The following is a 14,589-nucleotide window of genomic DNA, read 5'->3' as shown; positions in this document are numbered from 1 at the left end:
TCGACACGAGGAGCAACCAATGGCCGACAAGAACCAGGGCATCATCGATCCCCCCATCGACGAGCTGCTGTCGAAGGTCGAGTCGAAGTACGCACTCGTCATCTTCGCCTCCAAGCGCGCGCGTCAGATCAACGACTACTACGCCGACCTGCACGAGGGCAGCCTCTTCGACAACGTCGGCCCCCTCGTCGACAGCTCGATCGACGACAAGCCCCTGTCGGTCGCCATGCACGAGATCAACGAGGACAAGCTCGAGGTGAAGCCGCTCGCGGCTCCGGCCGAGTAGCTCGACGACACGACCAGCCTCTCTGACGGTGGTCGGTCCTATCATCTGACGAGGCCCCCGGGAGTCCATCCCGCGGGGCCTCATCGCGTCCGCACCCCGATCGACACCCAGAGGAACACCGTGAGCCTGACCGACACGACGACCGACCCCGCCACGACGGCATCGACCTCCCTGCGACTGTTCACGTCCGAGTCGGTCACCGAGGGCCACCCCGACAAGATCTGCGACCAGATCTCGGACGGCATCCTCGACGCGCTGCTCGCGGTCGACCCCGCCAGCAGGGTCGCGGTCGAGACGATGGTCACCACGGGGCTCGTGCACGTCGCCGGCGAGGTCACGACCAAGGGCTACGTCGACATCCCGACGATCGTGCGCGACCTCATCGTGGGCATCGGCTACGACTCGTCCGCCGTGAGCTTCGACGGTCGCACCTGCGGCGTCGAGGTCTCGATCGGATCGCAGTCTCCCGACATCGCCCAGGGCGTCGACACCGCCCTGGAGGCGCGTGGCGGCGATGACGATCTGCTCAACCGTCAGGGGGCGGGCGACCAAGGCATCATGTTCGGCTACGCCACCAACGAGACGCCCCAGTTCATGCCTCTCCCGGTCTGGCTCGCCCACCGGCTGGCCGAGCGTCTCGCGGCCGTGCGCAAGTCGGGCACCCTCGACTACCTCCGGCCCGACGGCAAGACCCAGGTGACGGTCGGTTACGACGGTGTCGTACCCAAGACGGTCGACACGGTCGTCCTGTCGACGCAGCACTCACCCGCGGTCTCGAGCGAACAGCTCGAGTCCGACGTCATCGAGCACGTCATCCGCCCCGTCCTCGGCGAGGCCGGGCTCTCGTCCGCCGACACGCGGTTCATCATCAACCCGACCGGCAGGTTCGAGATCGGGGGCCCACAGGGCGACGCCGGCCTCACCGGCCGCAAGATCATCGTCGACACCTACGGCGGCGCGAGCCGTCACGGCGGGGGCGCGTTCTCGGGCAAGGACCCCTCGAAGGTCGACCGCTCCGCCGCGTACGCCATGCGCTGGGTGGCCAAGAACGCCGTCGCCGCCGGTCTCGCCGACCGGCTCGAACTCCAGGTGGCCTACGCGATCGGGCGGGCCGCACCCGTCGGTCTCTACGTCGAGACCTTCGGCACGGGGCACGTCGGCGACGACGTCATCACGGCCGCCATCGAGACGGTGTTCGACCTCCGCCCGGCGGCGATCATCCGCGACCTCGACCTGCTCCGGCCGATCTACTCGGCGACGTCGACCTACGGCCACTTCGGTCGCGACCTGCCCGACTTCACCTGGGAGGCGCTCGACCGCGTCGACGCCCTCCGGGCCGCCGCCGGGCTCTGACCGTGGCGGCGGTCGCCGAGGCCCTCGTCGAGGGCGGCCCGCGCGTCGTCCGGGTGATGGTCGAATCGCCCCTGCCGCAGCTCGACCGGTTGTTCGACTACGCCGTGCCCGAGCGGCTGCGCGACCAGGTCGCCCCGGGCATCCGCGTCAAGTTCCCCCTCCGCTCGGCCGGACGCATCGCCGACGGATTCGTCGTCGAGGTCGCGTCGTCGTCCGAGCACGGTGGTGACCTGTCCGAGATCGAGGACGTCGTGTCGACCGTGTCGGTCCTGGCACCCGAGGTGTGGCGCCTGGCGCGTGCCGTGGCCGACCGGGCCGGCGGGTCGGCCAGCGACGTCGTGCGGCTCGCGGTCCCTCCGCGTCAGGTCCGAGTGGAGAAGGCGTACCTGGCGGCCGCCGAGAGCCCGTCCTCGCCGACACCGGAACCCGCCGACCCGACGCCGTCACCCGCGGACGCCGCGCCCACACCCGCGGACGCCGCGCCGCCCGTCCGGGACGACGATCCCGTCCCGGTCGTCGTGGGCTACCGCTCGACCGACCTCGCCGGACTCGTCGCTGCCCGTGGTCGCGCGGCGGTCGACGCCGTGCCCCTGCTGGTCGAGTTGCCCGACGGAGCCTGGGTGGGTCACTGGGCGCTGACGGCCGCCCAACTCGCCGCGGTCGCTGTCGCCGCAGGCGAGAACGCCGTGGTCGCGGTCCCCGACTACCGCGACGAAGAGCACGTCCTCCAGGCCCTCACGGCCGTCCTCCCGCCCGACCGCGTCGTGCGGCTCGACTCACGGCAGTCCAACGCCGACCGGTACCGCGCGCTGCTCCGTGCCCGGGGCGACGAGCCCGTGGTCGTCGTCGGCAACAGGTCCGTCCTGCTCGCGCCCTCGGCCAGGCTCGGGGTCGTCGTGGTGTTCGACGACGGCGACCCGTCCTTCGGCGAGCCGCTCGCCCCCTACGTGCACGCCCGCGACACCGCCCTGCTCCGACAGGCGCAGCAAGACACGGCCCTGGTGTTCCTCGGCCACTCGCGCAGCACCGACGTCCAGCGCCTCGTCGAGATCGGCTTCCTGGCCGAGGTGCGTCCCGACCCGCGCTACCAGCCCCGGGTCGTGCCGACCGTGCGTCAGGCGGCCACGGACGGCTTCGCGGCGCAGGCTCGCATCCCCTCGTCGGCCTATGCCGAGGCGCGGGCCGCGGTCGAGCACGGGCCCGTGCTGATCCAGGTCGCCTCTCCGGGCTACTCGCCTCGTCTGGCCTGCGTCGACTGCGGCGACACGGCGCGCTGCCTGCGCTGCAACGGCCCCCTCCAGCAGCGCGAACGCGGGGTGACCCCGGCCTGCGGCTGGTGCGGCGCCCTGGCCGTCTCGTGGCACTGCCGCACCTGTGAGGGCACGCGCATGCGGGCCGTCGGCACCGGTGCCTCGCGGACGGCCGACGAGCTCGGCAAGGCGTTCCCCGGGGTCCGCATCATCGTCTCGGACGGCACCCGGGCCCTGACCCACGTCGACGCCGACCCGGCCATCGTCGTCGCGACCCGCGGGGCCGAGCCGGTCGCCCCGGGTGGCTACCGGGCCGTCCTGCTGCTCGACGGCGAACGCATGCTCGCGCGCGAGAGCCTCCGCGTCGCCGAGGACTGCCTCCGCTGGTGGGCCAACGCCACGGCCCTGGCGGCACGACGGGCCCCGGTCGTGCTGGTCGGGGTGGGCGGCGCCATCGCCTCCGCCCTGGCCACGTGGGAGCTCGCCCGGTTCGTCTCCGCCGAGCTCGCCGATCGCCGCGTCCTGCGCTTCCCGCCGGCCGTCCGCGTGGCCACCGTGACCGGCACGGTCGACACCGTCGCGCGGGCACTCGACGACCTGCCCGACGAAGTCCGTTCCGAGACCCTCGGCCCGGTGGACGTCGAGTCCGCCGGGGTCCGTGCGATCGTCCGCTTCGACTACTCGCGGGGTCACGACGTGGCCCAGGCCCTCCGCTCCCAGGTCATCCGTGCGGCGACGGACCGGCGCAAGGCGCTCGGTCAGAAGCGCGCACGCGCCGTCCCTACACTCAGAGTGCGGTTCGACGACGTCGAGCCGTTCGCCGACTGACCCGCCAGGAACCCCATGCGCCTCGTCTTCGCCGGCAGCCCCGCCGCTGCCGTGCCCTCGCTCACCGCCCTCGCCGACGGCCCTCACGAGGTCGTCGCCGTGCTGACCCGCGACGACACCCCCCAGGGACGCCGACGCGTCCTGACCCCCACGCCCGTCGCCGTCGAGGCCGACCGCCTCGGTCTCCGCGTCGTGAAGGCCCGACGCATCACACCCGAGGTCACGGCCGATCTCTCGGCGCTCGATCCCGACCTCGGCGTCGTCGTGGCCTACGGTGCCCTGCTGCGTGAGCCCCTGCTCGGTGCGCCCCGCCTCGGCTGGGTCAACCTGCACTTCTCCCTGCTGCCCGCCTGGCGCGGTGCGGCCCCCGTCCAGCGGTCGCTCATGGCGGGCGACGTCGTGACGGGCGCGGCGGTGTTCCAGCTCGTCCCCGAACTCGACGCGGGTGACGTCTACGGCACCCTCGAACGCCGTCTCGACGGCACCGAGACCGCGGGGGCGCTCCTCGCCGAACTCGCACGGTCCGGGTCCGACCTGCTGGTCGACGTCGTCGCCCGCCTCGCCGACGGCACGGCCGTGTCGAAGGCCCAGACCGGCGAGGTCACGCTCGCCCCCAAGCTGACCCTCGCCGACGGCGTCCTCGACGTCTCGCGTCCGGCGGCCGAGCTGATCGACCGTTTCCGCGGCGTGACGCCCGAGCCCGGTGCCCGCGTCGACCTCGACGGCACGGTCCTCAAGATCACGGAGGCGCGGGTGACGTCGGTCGACGAGCCCCCTCTCGAGGCCGGTCGCCTCGAGTCCCGGGGCCGCCGTGTGCTGCTGGGCACCGCCTCCTCGCCCGTCGAGCTCGTCCGGGTGCAACCGGCGGGCAAGAAAGAGATGTCGGCAGCCGACTGGTGGCGAGGGCTGCCCGGCGGGGTCGACCGCCGCGTGACCCCGCCCACCGCGGCCGCCCGGGCCGACACCGACACCGACACGAAGAGCGCCTCATGAGCCGAGTCCAGCCCGCCCGTCAGGTCGCCCTCGACGTCCTCCGGGCCGTCGAGCAGGACGACGCCTACGCGAACCTCCTGCTGCCGCAACGCATCGTCCGGGCCCGTCTCGGAGCACAGGACGCGGGGCTCGCGACCGAACTCACCTACGGCACCCTGCGCCTCCGGGGCTACTACGACCGCGTGATCGCGCTGGCAGCCCGCCGAGGCACCGACGCGATCGACCCGGCGCTCCTCGACGTCCTGAGACTCGGCACGCACCAGCTGCTCTCGACGCGGGTGGCGGTCCATGCAGCCGTCGACGAGAGCGTCGAGCTCGCGCGTCAGGTGGGCAGCCGGTCGGGTACGGGCTTCGTGAACGGGGTGCTCCGCACCATCTCGCGGTCGACGCCCGACGAGTGGCGCGAGCGCGTCCTGGCCGACACGACCGGTGACGACGACCGTCTGGCGGCGGAGTGGTCGCACCCCGCCTGGGTGGTGCGGGCGTTCCGTCGCTCGCTGGCCGCCGAGGGCCGCGAGGACGAACTCGTCGACCTGCTGTCGGCGGACAACGACGCCCCGAAGGTCAGCCTCGTCGCCCTGCCCGGGCTCGCCGAGGTCTCCGAGCTCGGCGCCCCGAGCGGCCGTCTCTCGCCGCTCGCCGCGACGAGCGGTGGGGGAGACCCGGCCCAACAGACCGCCGTCCGCGAGGGGCGCGCCCGCGTGCAGGACGAAGGTTCACAGCTCGCGGCCTTGCTGCTCAGCCGTCACCGGCCCGCCGGGCCCGGAGAACGCTGGCTCGACATGTGTGCGGGCCCCGGCGGCAAGGCCGCCCTCCTGGGCGCCGAGGCCGCTCGGGCAGGCGCCCACCTCGTCGCCAACGAGCTCGTCCCGGCCCGGGCCGGTCTCGTCCGACAGGCCCTCGAGGCCGTCCCCGGCGACGTCGAGGTGCTCGAGGGTGACGCCACCCGGTTCGGGGCGGAACAGCCCGGGGGCTTCGACCGCATCCTGCTCGACGCGCCCTGCACCGGTCTCGGGGCCCTGCGGCGACGGCCCGAGGCCCGGTGGCGCAAGCAGCCGGCCGACGTCGGACAGCTCACGGCCCTGCAGACGCGCCTGTTCGCCAGCGCACTGGACGCTCTCGCACCCGGGGGAGTCCTGGCTTACGTGACCTGCTCGCCACACACGGCCGAGACCCGCGGCGTCGTCGAGGCGGGGCTCCGGGGCCGTGACGACGACCTCGTGCTGCTCGACGCGACGGCGGGCGTCGAGCGCATCGCCGGACGGTCCGTCGACCTCGCGTCGGCACCGTTCGTCCAGCTCTGGCCGCACCGTCACGGCACCGACGCCATGTTCGTGGCCCTGATCGAGAAACGCGCCGGACGGTAGGCTCGTCCCGTGTCGATCCGCATCAGCCCCAGCATCCTCTCGGCCGACTTCGCCAACCTCGAACGCGACCTGCAGCGCATCTCGACCGCCGACCTCGTGCACGTCGACGTCATGGACGGCCACTTCGTGCCCAACCTCACCCTCGGTCTGCCCGTCGTGCAGCGTCTCGGCGAGGTCAGCCCGGTGCCGCTCGACCTGCACCTCATGATCGACGACGCCGACCACTGGGCGCCTCGCTACGCCGAGACGGGTGCCTTCTCGGTGACCTTCTCCGCCGAGGCCGCGACCGACCCCGTGTCGACGGCGCGCGCCATCCGCAGCAACGGGGCACGTGCCTCCGTCGCGGTCAAGCCGGGCACCGACCTCGAGCCCTATCTCCAGACCCTCGACGCGTACGACATGATCCTCGTCATGACCGTCGAGCCGGGCTTCGGTGGGCAGTCCTTCATGTCCGAGACGATGACCAAGCTGGCGCGCGCCCGCGACGCCGTGCGCGCCTCCGGGCTCGACGTCTGGCTCGAGGTCGACGGCGGCATCACGACCGAGACGATCGTCACCGCCGTCGAGAACGGTGCCGACACGGTGGTCGCCGGGTCCGCCGTCTACGGTGGGTCGCCCGTCGACAACATCGCTGCACTCCGGGCGGCCGCCGCGACGGTAGCCTTGACGTCGTGAAATCCTTCGACGACCTGTACCTCGAGCTCAGCGACAAGGCCCTCGACCGGCCCGAGGGGTCGGGCACCGTGGCCGAACTCGACGCCGGCGTGCACCAGATCGGCAAGAAGATCGTCGAAGAGGCCGCCGAGGTCTGGATGGCCGCCGAATACGAGGGTGACGTCGCGACCGCCGAAGAGATCTCCCAGCTGCTCTACCACCTGCAGGTCATGATGATCGCCAAGGGCATCACCCCGGCCGACGTCTACCGACATCTCTGAGTCGGCCTCCGTCACCCCCGTTCGTCACGCCGCTCGCGCGGCACCCCAGCAGACAGAGAACCCCATGCTCCGCGTCGCAGTGCCCAACAAGGGATCGCTCAGCGAGACCGCCTCCGCCATGCTCGCCGAGGCCGGCTACACCGGTCGCCGAGACCCCAAGACCCTCCACGTCGAAGACCCGCGCAACGGCGTCGAGTTCTTCTACCTCCGTCCGCGCGACATCGCGACCTACGTGGGGTCGGGCGCCCTCGACGTCGGCATTACGGGCCGCGACCTGCTGCTCGACTCGCACTCGCCGGCCCACGAGGTCGCCCCCCTCGACTTCGGTGGCTCGACCTTCCGCTTCGCGGGCCCTCCCGGCCGTTTCGCCGATCTCCGCCAGCTCCAGGGCACCCGGGTCGCCACCAGCTACGCCGGCCTCGTCGGCTCGTTCCTCGAGAGTCACGGAGTCACGGCGACGCTCGTACCGCTCGACGGCGCCGTCGAGAGCGCGGTGCAGCTGGGCGTCGCCGACGCCGTGGCCGACGTCGTCTCGACCGGCGCCACCCTGCGTGCGGCGGGGCTCGAGATCTTCGGGCCGGTCATCCTCGAGTCGACCGCCGTCCTCATCTCGTCCGATGCCGAGGTCGACGGCCTCGCGGTCCTCCACCGTCGCCTGCAGGGCGTGCTCGTCGCCCGGCAGTACGTCCTGATGGACTACGACGTCCCGGTCGCCAAGCTCGACGCCGCGACCGCCGTGGCCGGCGGCATGGAGTCGCCGACCGTCTCCCCGCTGCACGATCGCGACTGGGCCGCCGTCCGTGTGATGGTCCCGCGGTCCGACACGAACCAGGTCATGGACGCCCTCTACGACCTCGGTGCCCGGGCCATCCTGGTCAGCCCGATCCACGCCGCGAGGCTGTAGCCGTGCCCGCCGACGACGCGGTCGCCACCGGCGCGGTCGCTGCGGACGCGTCCCTCGCCGTCCGCGTCATCCCGTGCCTCGACGTGGCCGCGGGCCGCGTGGTCAAGGGTGTCAACTTCCTCGACCTGCGAGACGCGGGCGACCCGGTCGAGCTGGCCCGCACCTACTACGAGCAGGGTGCCGACGAGATCACCTTCCTCGACGTCACGGCCACGGTCGACGAACGGTCGACCACCTACGACGTCGTCCGGGCGACGGCCGAGCAGGTCTTCATCCCGTTGACGGTCGGTGGCGGCGTTCGCACCACAGACGACGTCGCGCGGCTGCAGGCGGCCGGGGCGGACAAGATCGGCGTGAACAGCGCCGCCATCGCCCGACCCGACCTCATCGGCGAGATCGCCGACCGGTTCGGAGCACAGGCGGTCGTCCTCTCGCTCGACGTCAAGCGGTCCACCGGCACCCCGTCGGGCTTCGTCGTCACGACCCACGGCGGCCGCACCGAGACGACCCTCGACGCGCTCACCTGGGCCCGTGAGGCCATCGAACGCGGGGCGGGCGAATTGCTCGTCAACTCGATCGACGCCGACGGCACCAAGCAGGGCTTCGACCTCGAACTCGTCCGTGCCATGCGCGACCTCAGTCGGGTGCCGGTCATCGCGTCCGGAGGCGCGGGTCGGCTCGAGCACTTCGCCCCCGCCATCGAGGCGGGTGCCGATGCCGTGCTCGCGGCCTCGGTCTTCCACAACGGCGAACTCACCGTCGGCCAGGTCAAGGACGAGCTGGCTCGATCCGGGGCGATCGTCCGCTGAAGCGGGCCGTCATTCCTCGGAAACCGCACCCGACCACGCGACACCGCACCGCACCGCACCACCGCATCGCACCGAGGAGCACACCATGACCGACCAGCTGACGCGTGAGACGGTCGAGCCCGTCGTCGCCCGTGCCCGGTTCGACGCGTCGGGCCTGCTGCCCGCCATCATCCAGCAGGAGGGCACGAAGGACGTGCTCATGATGGGTTGGATGGACGCCGAGGCGCTCCGCCGCACGCTCACCGAGGGGCGCGTCACCTTCTGGTCCCGGTCTCGTCAGGAGTACTGGCGGAAGGGCGACACGTCCGGTCACGCGCAGTTCGTCCGCGCCGCCGCCCTCGACTGCGACGACGACGTGCTGCTCGTCACCGTCGAGCAGATCGGTGCGGCCTGCCACACGGGTTCCCACTCCTGTTTCGAGGTCGACCCGCTCGAGCCGGCCACCGCCTCCTCGTCCCTGCCGTCCGGCGACACCGACCCCACCGGAGGCCTCCGTGGCTGACGCCCCGATCCGCACGTCGACGACCCGGGCCCAGTTCGACGCGCGGCTGGCCGGCCATCGGGTCGTCCCGGTCGTGCGCGACCTCTTCGCCGACGGCGAGACCCCGGTCGGGGTGTACCGCAAGCTGGCGGACGGCCGGCCCGGCAGCTTCCTGCTCGAGTCGGCGGCCCAGGGCGGCATCTGGTCCCGGTGGTCCTTCGTGGGCGTCTCGTCCTTCGGCGTCCTCACAGCCGACGACGGCGAGGCCCGGTGGATCGACTACGGCATCGACCGCGAGCGGGCCCTGGGCGACGCCACGGGCCGCCCGCTCGAGGTGCTCTCCGCCCTGCACCACCGGTGGGCCACCCCGCGCATCGACGGGATGCCGCCCCTCACCGGCGGCCTGGTCGGTTTCATCGGCTGGGAGGCCGTGCGCGAGCTCGAGCACCTGCCCGACGTGCCGCCGGCCGAGTTCACGGTGCCCTCGCAGGCGCTCAGCTTCGTCTCCGAGCTCGTGGCCCTCGACCACCGCACGGGTGCCGTCCTGCTCGTCGCGACCGCGTTGAACGACGGCACCGACGAGCCCGACGTCCTGTGGGCCGACGCGCAGTCGCGACTCGACGACCTGCAGTCCCGCCTCGCGGCCCCGAGCGAGGCCTTCCTGTCAGACGTCGACCTGACGGTCGAGGCCACGCCCACTCGACGCTCGACCGACGACGAGTACGCGCACGCCATCCAGCGGTCGAAGCAGTTCATTCACGACGGCGACGTCTTCCAGGTCGTCATCTCCCAGCGCTTCGACCACGAGGTCACGGCCGAACCGCTCGACGTCTACCGGGTGCTGCGGACGCTCAACCCCAGCCCGTACATGTACCTGGTGACGCTCGACGACGTGCAGGGCCGTCCGTACACCATCGTCGGCTCGTCGCCCGAGGCGCTGGTCAAGGTCGACGGCCGCCGGGCCTACACACATCCCATCGCCGGGTCGAAGCCCCGGGGCGCGTCGCCCGACGAGGACCAGCGCTACGCCGACGACCTCGCCTCGGACGAGAAAGAGCGCGCCGAGCACCTCATGCTGGTCGACCTGGCCAGAAACGACCTGCTCAAGGTGTGCACGCCCGGCACCGTCGAGGTCACCGAGTTCATGCAGGTCGAACGGTTCAGCCACATCATGCACCTCGTGTCCAGCGTCGAGGGCGACCTGGCCCCCGGCAAGGACGCCATCGACGCGTTCCGGGCCACCTTCCCGGCCGGGACGCTGTCGGGTGCCCCCAAGCCCCGGGCCCTCGAGATCATCGACGAGCTCGAGCCGGCCCAGCGCGGCGTCTACGGGGGAGTCGTCGGTTACTTCGACTTCGCCGGCTCGGCCGACGTCGCGATCGCCATCCGCACCGTCCTCCTGCAGGACGGCGTGGCCCGCGTCCAGGCGGGCGCCGGACTCGTCGCCGACAGCGACCCGGTCGCCGAGAACCAGGAGGCGCGCAACAAGGCCGCGGCCCCCTTGCGTGCCGTCGCGGTCGCCAACGCCATGACACGGCTGCACTGATGCCCGCTCGTCGCCTCAAGCTCACGACGATCCTGGCGGGCATCCTGCTCGCGGGGCTCGCCCTGCTGTCCTGGACGCAGGACTGGTTCCACGTCGTCGTCGCGTCACCCCAGGGTGGAGACCTGCCCCTCGCCGTCGCCGGCGACGTCGCCGGTGCGCCGCTGTCCGCCCTCTCGCTGGCCAGCCTGGCACTCTTCGGGGCGCTCACGATCGCCGGTCGGGTGTTCCGCGTCGTCCTGGGGGTGCTGCAGGTCGCGCTGGGAGTCAGCGTCGTCGTCACGACGGCGACGGCCCTGGCCGACCCCGTGCGCGCCTCGGGCAGCGCCGTGACGACCGCCACGGGCGTCGACGGCACCGACTCGATCCGGGGCATCGTCTCGTCGGTCGAGCCGACGGCCTGGCCCTGGCTCGGGCTGGTGGCCGGCGTGCTGGCCGCGCTCCTCGGCGTCGCCACCGTGCTCCTCGCGGGCGCCTGGCCCCAGGCCACCCGGAAGTACTCCGCGACGCGACTCGTCGCCGCAGATCCCGCGGCCGATCCCGCGGCCGCCTGGGACGCGCTCTCGGGCGGCGACGACCCGACCGACGCCCCCTCGCGCCCCGACGAGGGCGGGTCGAGCCCCACCGAGCCGGGCCGTACCCGGTAGACTCGGCCCCCGTACCGACCTGATCCAAGGAGCACTGTGAGCACGAACACGACGAGCACCCCCTCCGGTGGCGACGCGCCCCTGAAGAACGCCCCGGCGAAGGTCGACTCCGGCTCGAAGGGCCGCGACACCGAGACGGCCGACGACCTCGGGCACGGCAACTCGCCCGCGGCCTGGACCGCCGTGGTCATCATGCTGGTCGGCTTCGCCATCGGCACCCTGGCGTTCTTCCTCGACGTCCCGTGGATCGTCTGGGCTTCCGCCGGCCTGGTCGTCGTCGGACTGATCGTGGGTCTGGTGCTCAAGAAGGCCGGTTACGGAGTAGGCGGCCACCGCTACGTGCCGAAGGCCCACAACTAGGTGCTCGACGACCTGTACGCGGGTGCGGTGGCCGACGCCGCAGCACGCCGTGAGTCCCTTCCGTTCGCCGCCGTCGAGGCGGCAGCTCTGTCGCGCGACCCCGCCCTCGACGCCCGCGCCGCCCTCGCCCCGGCCGACCGCGTCAAGGTCATCGCCGAGGTCAAGCGTGCGAGCCCGTCTCGCGGCCACCTCTCGACCATCGCCGACCCGGCGTCGCTGGCCCTCTCCTACGCGGCCGGGGGAGCGAGCGCGATCAGCGTGCTCACCGAGGGCCGCAAGTTCAAGGGCTCTCTCGCCGATCTCGAAGCGGTCCGAACCGCCGTCGACGTCCCCGTCCTCCGCAAGGACTTCATCGCCGACGCGTACCAGGTCTTCGAGGCCAGGGCGGCCGGTGCCGACCTCGTCCTGCTGATCGTGGCCGGGCTCGAGCAGCCCCGTCTCGTCGAGTTGCACGACCTCGTGCGGCAGCTGGGCATGACGGCCCTGATCGAGGCGCACTCCGCCGACGAGGTGTCACGAGGCCTCGATGCCGGCGCCACCGTCCTCGGCGTCAACGCGCGCGACCTGACGACCTTCGAACTCGACCGTGACCTGTTCGGTCGCTTGTCCGACTCGATCCCGTCGGGCGTCACCCGCGTCGCCGAGTCGGCCGTCTCGTCTCCCGACGACGTCGCCCACTACCGTCGTTCGGGTGCCGACGTCGTTCTCGTGGGCGAGGCCCTCGTGACCCACGGCGACCCCGCCGACGCCATCACCCGCTTCCTGGAGGTCTGACCATGGCATTACGCGACGAGACGGGCCCGTACTTCGGTTCGTTCGGTGGGCGCTTCGTGCCCGAGTCCCTCGTGGCCGCTCTCGACGAGCTCGACGCGGCCTACAAGGCCGCAGCCGTCGACCCCGAGTTCGCCGCCGAGTTGACGGCTCTGCACGCCACCTACACGGGTCGGCCGTCGATCATCACCGAGGTGCCGCGGTTCGCCCAGCACGCAGGCGGCGCCCGCATCATCCTGAAGCGTGAAGACCTCAACCACACGGGCTCGCACAAGATCAACAACGTGCTCGGGCAGGCCCTGCTGGCCCGCAAACTCGGCAAGACCCGTCTGATCGCCGAGACCGGTGCGGGTCAACACGGCGTCGCCACGGCCACCGCGGCCGCCCTCTTCGGCATGGAGTGCGTCGTCTACATGGGGCAGGTCGACACCGAGCGCCAGGCGCTCAACGTCGCGCGGATGCGCCTGCTCGGGGCCGAGGTGGTCTCGGTCACGACCGGCTCCCGCACCCTCAAGGACGCCATCAACGACGCCATGCGCGACTGGGTCGCCAGCGTCGACACCACGCACTACGTGCTGGGCACCGTCGCCGGCCCGCACCCCTTCCCCGCCATGGTGCGCGACTTCCACAAGATCATCGGCGAAGAGGCCCGCCAGCAGGTCCTCGACCTGACCGGTGCGCTGCCCGACGCCGTCACGGCCTGCGTCGGCGGCGGCTCGAACGCGATGGGCATCTTCCATGCGTTCCTCGACGATCCCTCGGTCCGGCTCTTCGGCTTCGAGGCCGGCGGCGACGGCGTCGAGACGGGCCGCCACGCGGCCTCGATCACGCTCGGCCGCATCGGCAACCTGCAGGGCACCAAGTCCTACCTCATGCAAGACGAGGACGGTCAGACCCTCGAGAGCCACTCCATCTCGGCAGGTCTCGACTACCCGAGCGTCGGCCCGGAGCACGCCTGGCTGTCCGAGTCAGGTCGGGCCGAGTACCAGCCGATCACAGACGACGAGGCCATGCAGGCTTTCCGTCTGCTCTCGCAGACCGAGGGCATCATGCCGGCCATCGAGTCGGCACACGCCCTGGCGGGCACGATCAAGCTCGGCCTCGAGCACCCCGACTGGACGATCCTGGTCTCTCTCAGCGGGCGTGGCGACAAGGACGTCTCGACCGCGAGCCGGTACTTCGGCGTCCTCGACGAGAAGGCGCAGCAGCTGTGACCGCGCCGGGCGCCAGCAAGGTCGGCGACGCGATCCGGGCTCGGCGAGATGCCGGGAGCGGTGCCGTCGTGGGGTACCTGCCCGTCGGGTTCCCCGACCTCGACACGAGCATCGACGCCGCGGTGGCGATGGCCGAGAACGGCATCGACGTCATCGAACTGGGCATCCCGTACTCCGACCCGGTGATGGACGGGCCGGTGATCCAGGCTGCGACGCAGCGGTCCCTCGCCGAAGGGTTCCGCGTGCGCGACGTCTTCACGGCGATCCGCGAGATCACCTCGCGCGTCGACGCCCCCGTCATCCCCATGACCTACTGGAACCCGGTCGAGCAGTACGGCGTCCAGCGCTTCGCCGACGATCTCGCGGCCGCGGGCGGTGCCGGGCTCATCACCCCCGACCTGATCCCCGACGAAGCCGACGCATGGATGTCCGCCGCCCTGGCCGCCGATCTCGACCGCGTCTTCCTGGCCGCTCCGTCGTCCAGCGAATCGCGCCTCCGACAGGCCGTCGCGAGCAGTCGCGGCTTCGTCTACACCGTCTCGACGATGGGCATCACGGGTGCCCGCACCGACGTCGACGCAGCGGCCAGCACGCTCGTCGCCCGACTCCGCGAGGTGGGCGTCGAGAACGCCTGTGTCGGCCTCGGCATCTCCACCGCCCAGCAGGTCCGAGAAGTGCTCGAATACGCCGACGGTGCCATCATCGGTTCGGCCTTCGTGCGCGCCCTCGCCGACGGCGGGGTCGAACGCCTCGCCGAGGTCTCCGCCGACCTCTCGTCCGGCGCGGCCCCGTCCGCTTCCTGACCTTCTCGGGGCCGACGCCCTCGCGCTAGAGTCGTCATCCGTCGG

Annotated in this window: 16 protein-coding genes; all 16 read left to right on the top strand. The window is 72.0% G+C overall.

What is annotated here, in order from left to right; all coding sequences use genetic code 11:
- Positions 1-19 precede the first annotated feature (19 nt).
- The 16 genes from rpoZ to trpA all read left to right on the top strand — a co-directional run bounded on the left by rpoZ (position 20) and on the right by trpA (position 14,544).
- On the top strand, positions 20-286 hold the full coding sequence (gene rpoZ / locus AC1MBW_RS14360; RefSeq protein ID WP_043592764.1) for a DNA-directed RNA polymerase subunit omega: 267 nt from the start codon (positions 20-22) through the stop codon (positions 284-286).
- 126 nt (positions 287-412) lie between these two features.
- Positions 413-1,639: a methionine adenosyltransferase gene (gene metK / locus AC1MBW_RS14355; protein WP_054146184.1), complete on the top strand. Its 1,227-nt coding sequence runs from the start codon at positions 413-415 to the stop codon at positions 1,637-1,639.
- Positions 1,640-1,641: 2 nt separating this feature from the next.
- On the top strand, positions 1,642-3,717 hold the full coding sequence (locus tag AC1MBW_RS14350; RefSeq protein WP_480024888.1) for a primosomal protein N' family DNA-binding protein: 2,076 nt from the start codon (positions 1,642-1,644) through the stop codon (positions 3,715-3,717).
- Between the two features lie 15 nt (positions 3,718-3,732).
- The gene (fmt, locus tag AC1MBW_RS14345; RefSeq protein ID WP_480024887.1) at positions 3,733-4,710 is read left to right on the top strand and encodes a methionyl-tRNA formyltransferase; all 978 of its coding nucleotides are present in this window, start codon (positions 3,733-3,735) and stop codon (positions 4,708-4,710) included.
- Positions 4,707-6,077: an RsmB/NOP family class I SAM-dependent RNA methyltransferase gene (locus tag AC1MBW_RS14340; RefSeq protein WP_480024886.1), complete on the top strand. Its 1,371-nt coding sequence runs from the start codon at positions 4,707-4,709 to the stop codon at positions 6,075-6,077. Before fmt ends, AC1MBW_RS14340 begins: the two co-directional genes overlap by 4 nt.
- 9 nt (positions 6,078-6,086) lie before the next feature.
- The gene (gene rpe / locus AC1MBW_RS14335; protein WP_054146063.1) at positions 6,087-6,752 is read left to right on the top strand and encodes a ribulose-phosphate 3-epimerase; all 666 of its coding nucleotides are present in this window, start codon (positions 6,087-6,089) and stop codon (positions 6,750-6,752) included.
- Positions 6,749-7,012 (top strand): phosphoribosyl-ATP diphosphatase, encoded by a 264-nt coding sequence (locus AC1MBW_RS14330; protein ID WP_480024885.1) that lies wholly within the window; start codon positions 6,749-6,751, stop codon positions 7,010-7,012. The genes rpe and AC1MBW_RS14330 overlap by 4 nt, the downstream gene beginning before the upstream one ends.
- A 64-nt stretch (positions 7,013-7,076) precedes the next feature.
- Positions 7,077-7,916 (top strand): ATP phosphoribosyltransferase, encoded by an 840-nt coding sequence (gene hisG, locus AC1MBW_RS14325; RefSeq protein ID WP_054146064.1) that lies wholly within the window; start codon positions 7,077-7,079, stop codon positions 7,914-7,916.
- A 2-nt stretch (positions 7,917-7,918) separates the two neighbouring features.
- Positions 7,919-8,725, top strand: coding sequence for an imidazole glycerol phosphate synthase subunit HisF (hisF, locus tag AC1MBW_RS14320; RefSeq protein ID WP_480024884.1), 807 nt, complete (start codon positions 7,919-7,921; stop codon positions 8,723-8,725).
- An 85-nt stretch (positions 8,726-8,810) separates the two neighbouring features.
- Positions 8,811-9,227, top strand: coding sequence for a phosphoribosyl-AMP cyclohydrolase (hisI, locus tag AC1MBW_RS14315; RefSeq protein WP_054146066.1), 417 nt, complete (start codon positions 8,811-8,813; stop codon positions 9,225-9,227).
- Positions 9,220-10,752, top strand: a complete 1,533-nt coding sequence (locus AC1MBW_RS14310) for an anthranilate synthase component I (RefSeq protein WP_480024883.1) — start codon at positions 9,220-9,222, stop codon at positions 10,750-10,752. The genes hisI and AC1MBW_RS14310 overlap by 8 nt, the downstream gene beginning before the upstream one ends.
- On the top strand, positions 10,752-11,396 hold the full coding sequence (locus tag AC1MBW_RS14305) for a Trp biosynthesis-associated membrane protein (protein ID WP_071253383.1): 645 nt from the start codon (positions 10,752-10,754) through the stop codon (positions 11,394-11,396). The genes AC1MBW_RS14310 and AC1MBW_RS14305 overlap by 1 nt, the downstream gene beginning before the upstream one ends.
- 81 nt (positions 11,397-11,477) lie before the next feature.
- Complete coding sequence (locus tag AC1MBW_RS14300; protein WP_054146186.1) at positions 11,478-11,756, top strand: DUF6704 family protein; 279 nt, start codon at positions 11,478-11,480, stop codon at positions 11,754-11,756.
- Complete coding sequence (gene trpC, locus AC1MBW_RS14295; protein ID WP_480024882.1) at positions 11,757-12,530, top strand: indole-3-glycerol phosphate synthase TrpC; 774 nt, start codon at positions 11,757-11,759, stop codon at positions 12,528-12,530.
- Positions 12,531-12,532: 2 nt separating this feature from the next.
- On the top strand, positions 12,533-13,741 hold the full coding sequence (trpB, locus tag AC1MBW_RS14290) for a tryptophan synthase subunit beta (RefSeq protein ID WP_054146069.1): 1,209 nt from the start codon (positions 12,533-12,535) through the stop codon (positions 13,739-13,741).
- Positions 13,738-14,544 (top strand): tryptophan synthase subunit alpha, encoded by an 807-nt coding sequence (trpA, locus tag AC1MBW_RS14285; protein WP_480024881.1) that lies wholly within the window; start codon positions 13,738-13,740, stop codon positions 14,542-14,544. Before trpB ends, trpA begins: the two co-directional genes overlap by 4 nt.
- Positions 14,545-14,589 lie beyond the last annotated feature (45 nt).

The sequence above is a fragment of the Frigoribacterium sp. AP1 genome, assembly GCF_056680555.1.
The sequence above is the reverse complement of the archived record's forward strand: the minus strand, read 5'-3'. Positions and strand labels throughout refer to the sequence as shown.

Bases quoted from the DNA above. Each gene is read 5' to 3' on its own strand.
- rpoZ (WP_043592764.1), top strand. From the start codon at position 20: ATGGCCGACAAGAACCAGGGCATCATCGATCCCCCCATCGACGAGCTG.
- fmt (WP_480024887.1), top strand. From the start codon at position 3,733: ATGCGCCTCGTCTTCGCCGGCAGCCCCGCCGCTGCCGTGCCCTCGCTC.
- AC1MBW_RS14340 (WP_480024886.1), top strand. From the start codon at position 4,707: ATGAGCCGAGTCCAGCCCGCCCGTCAGGTCGCCCTCGACGTCCTCCGG.
- hisG (WP_054146064.1), top strand. From the start codon at position 7,077: ATGCTCCGCGTCGCAGTGCCCAACAAGGGATCGCTCAGCGAGACCGCC.
- hisI (WP_054146066.1), top strand. From the start codon at position 8,811: ATGACCGACCAGCTGACGCGTGAGACGGTCGAGCCCGTCGTCGCCCGT.
- AC1MBW_RS14305 (WP_071253383.1), top strand. From the start codon at position 10,752: ATGCCCGCTCGTCGCCTCAAGCTCACGACGATCCTGGCGGGCATCCTG.
- trpB (WP_054146069.1), top strand. From the start codon at position 12,533: ATGGCATTACGCGACGAGACGGGCCCGTACTTCGGTTCGTTCGGTGGG.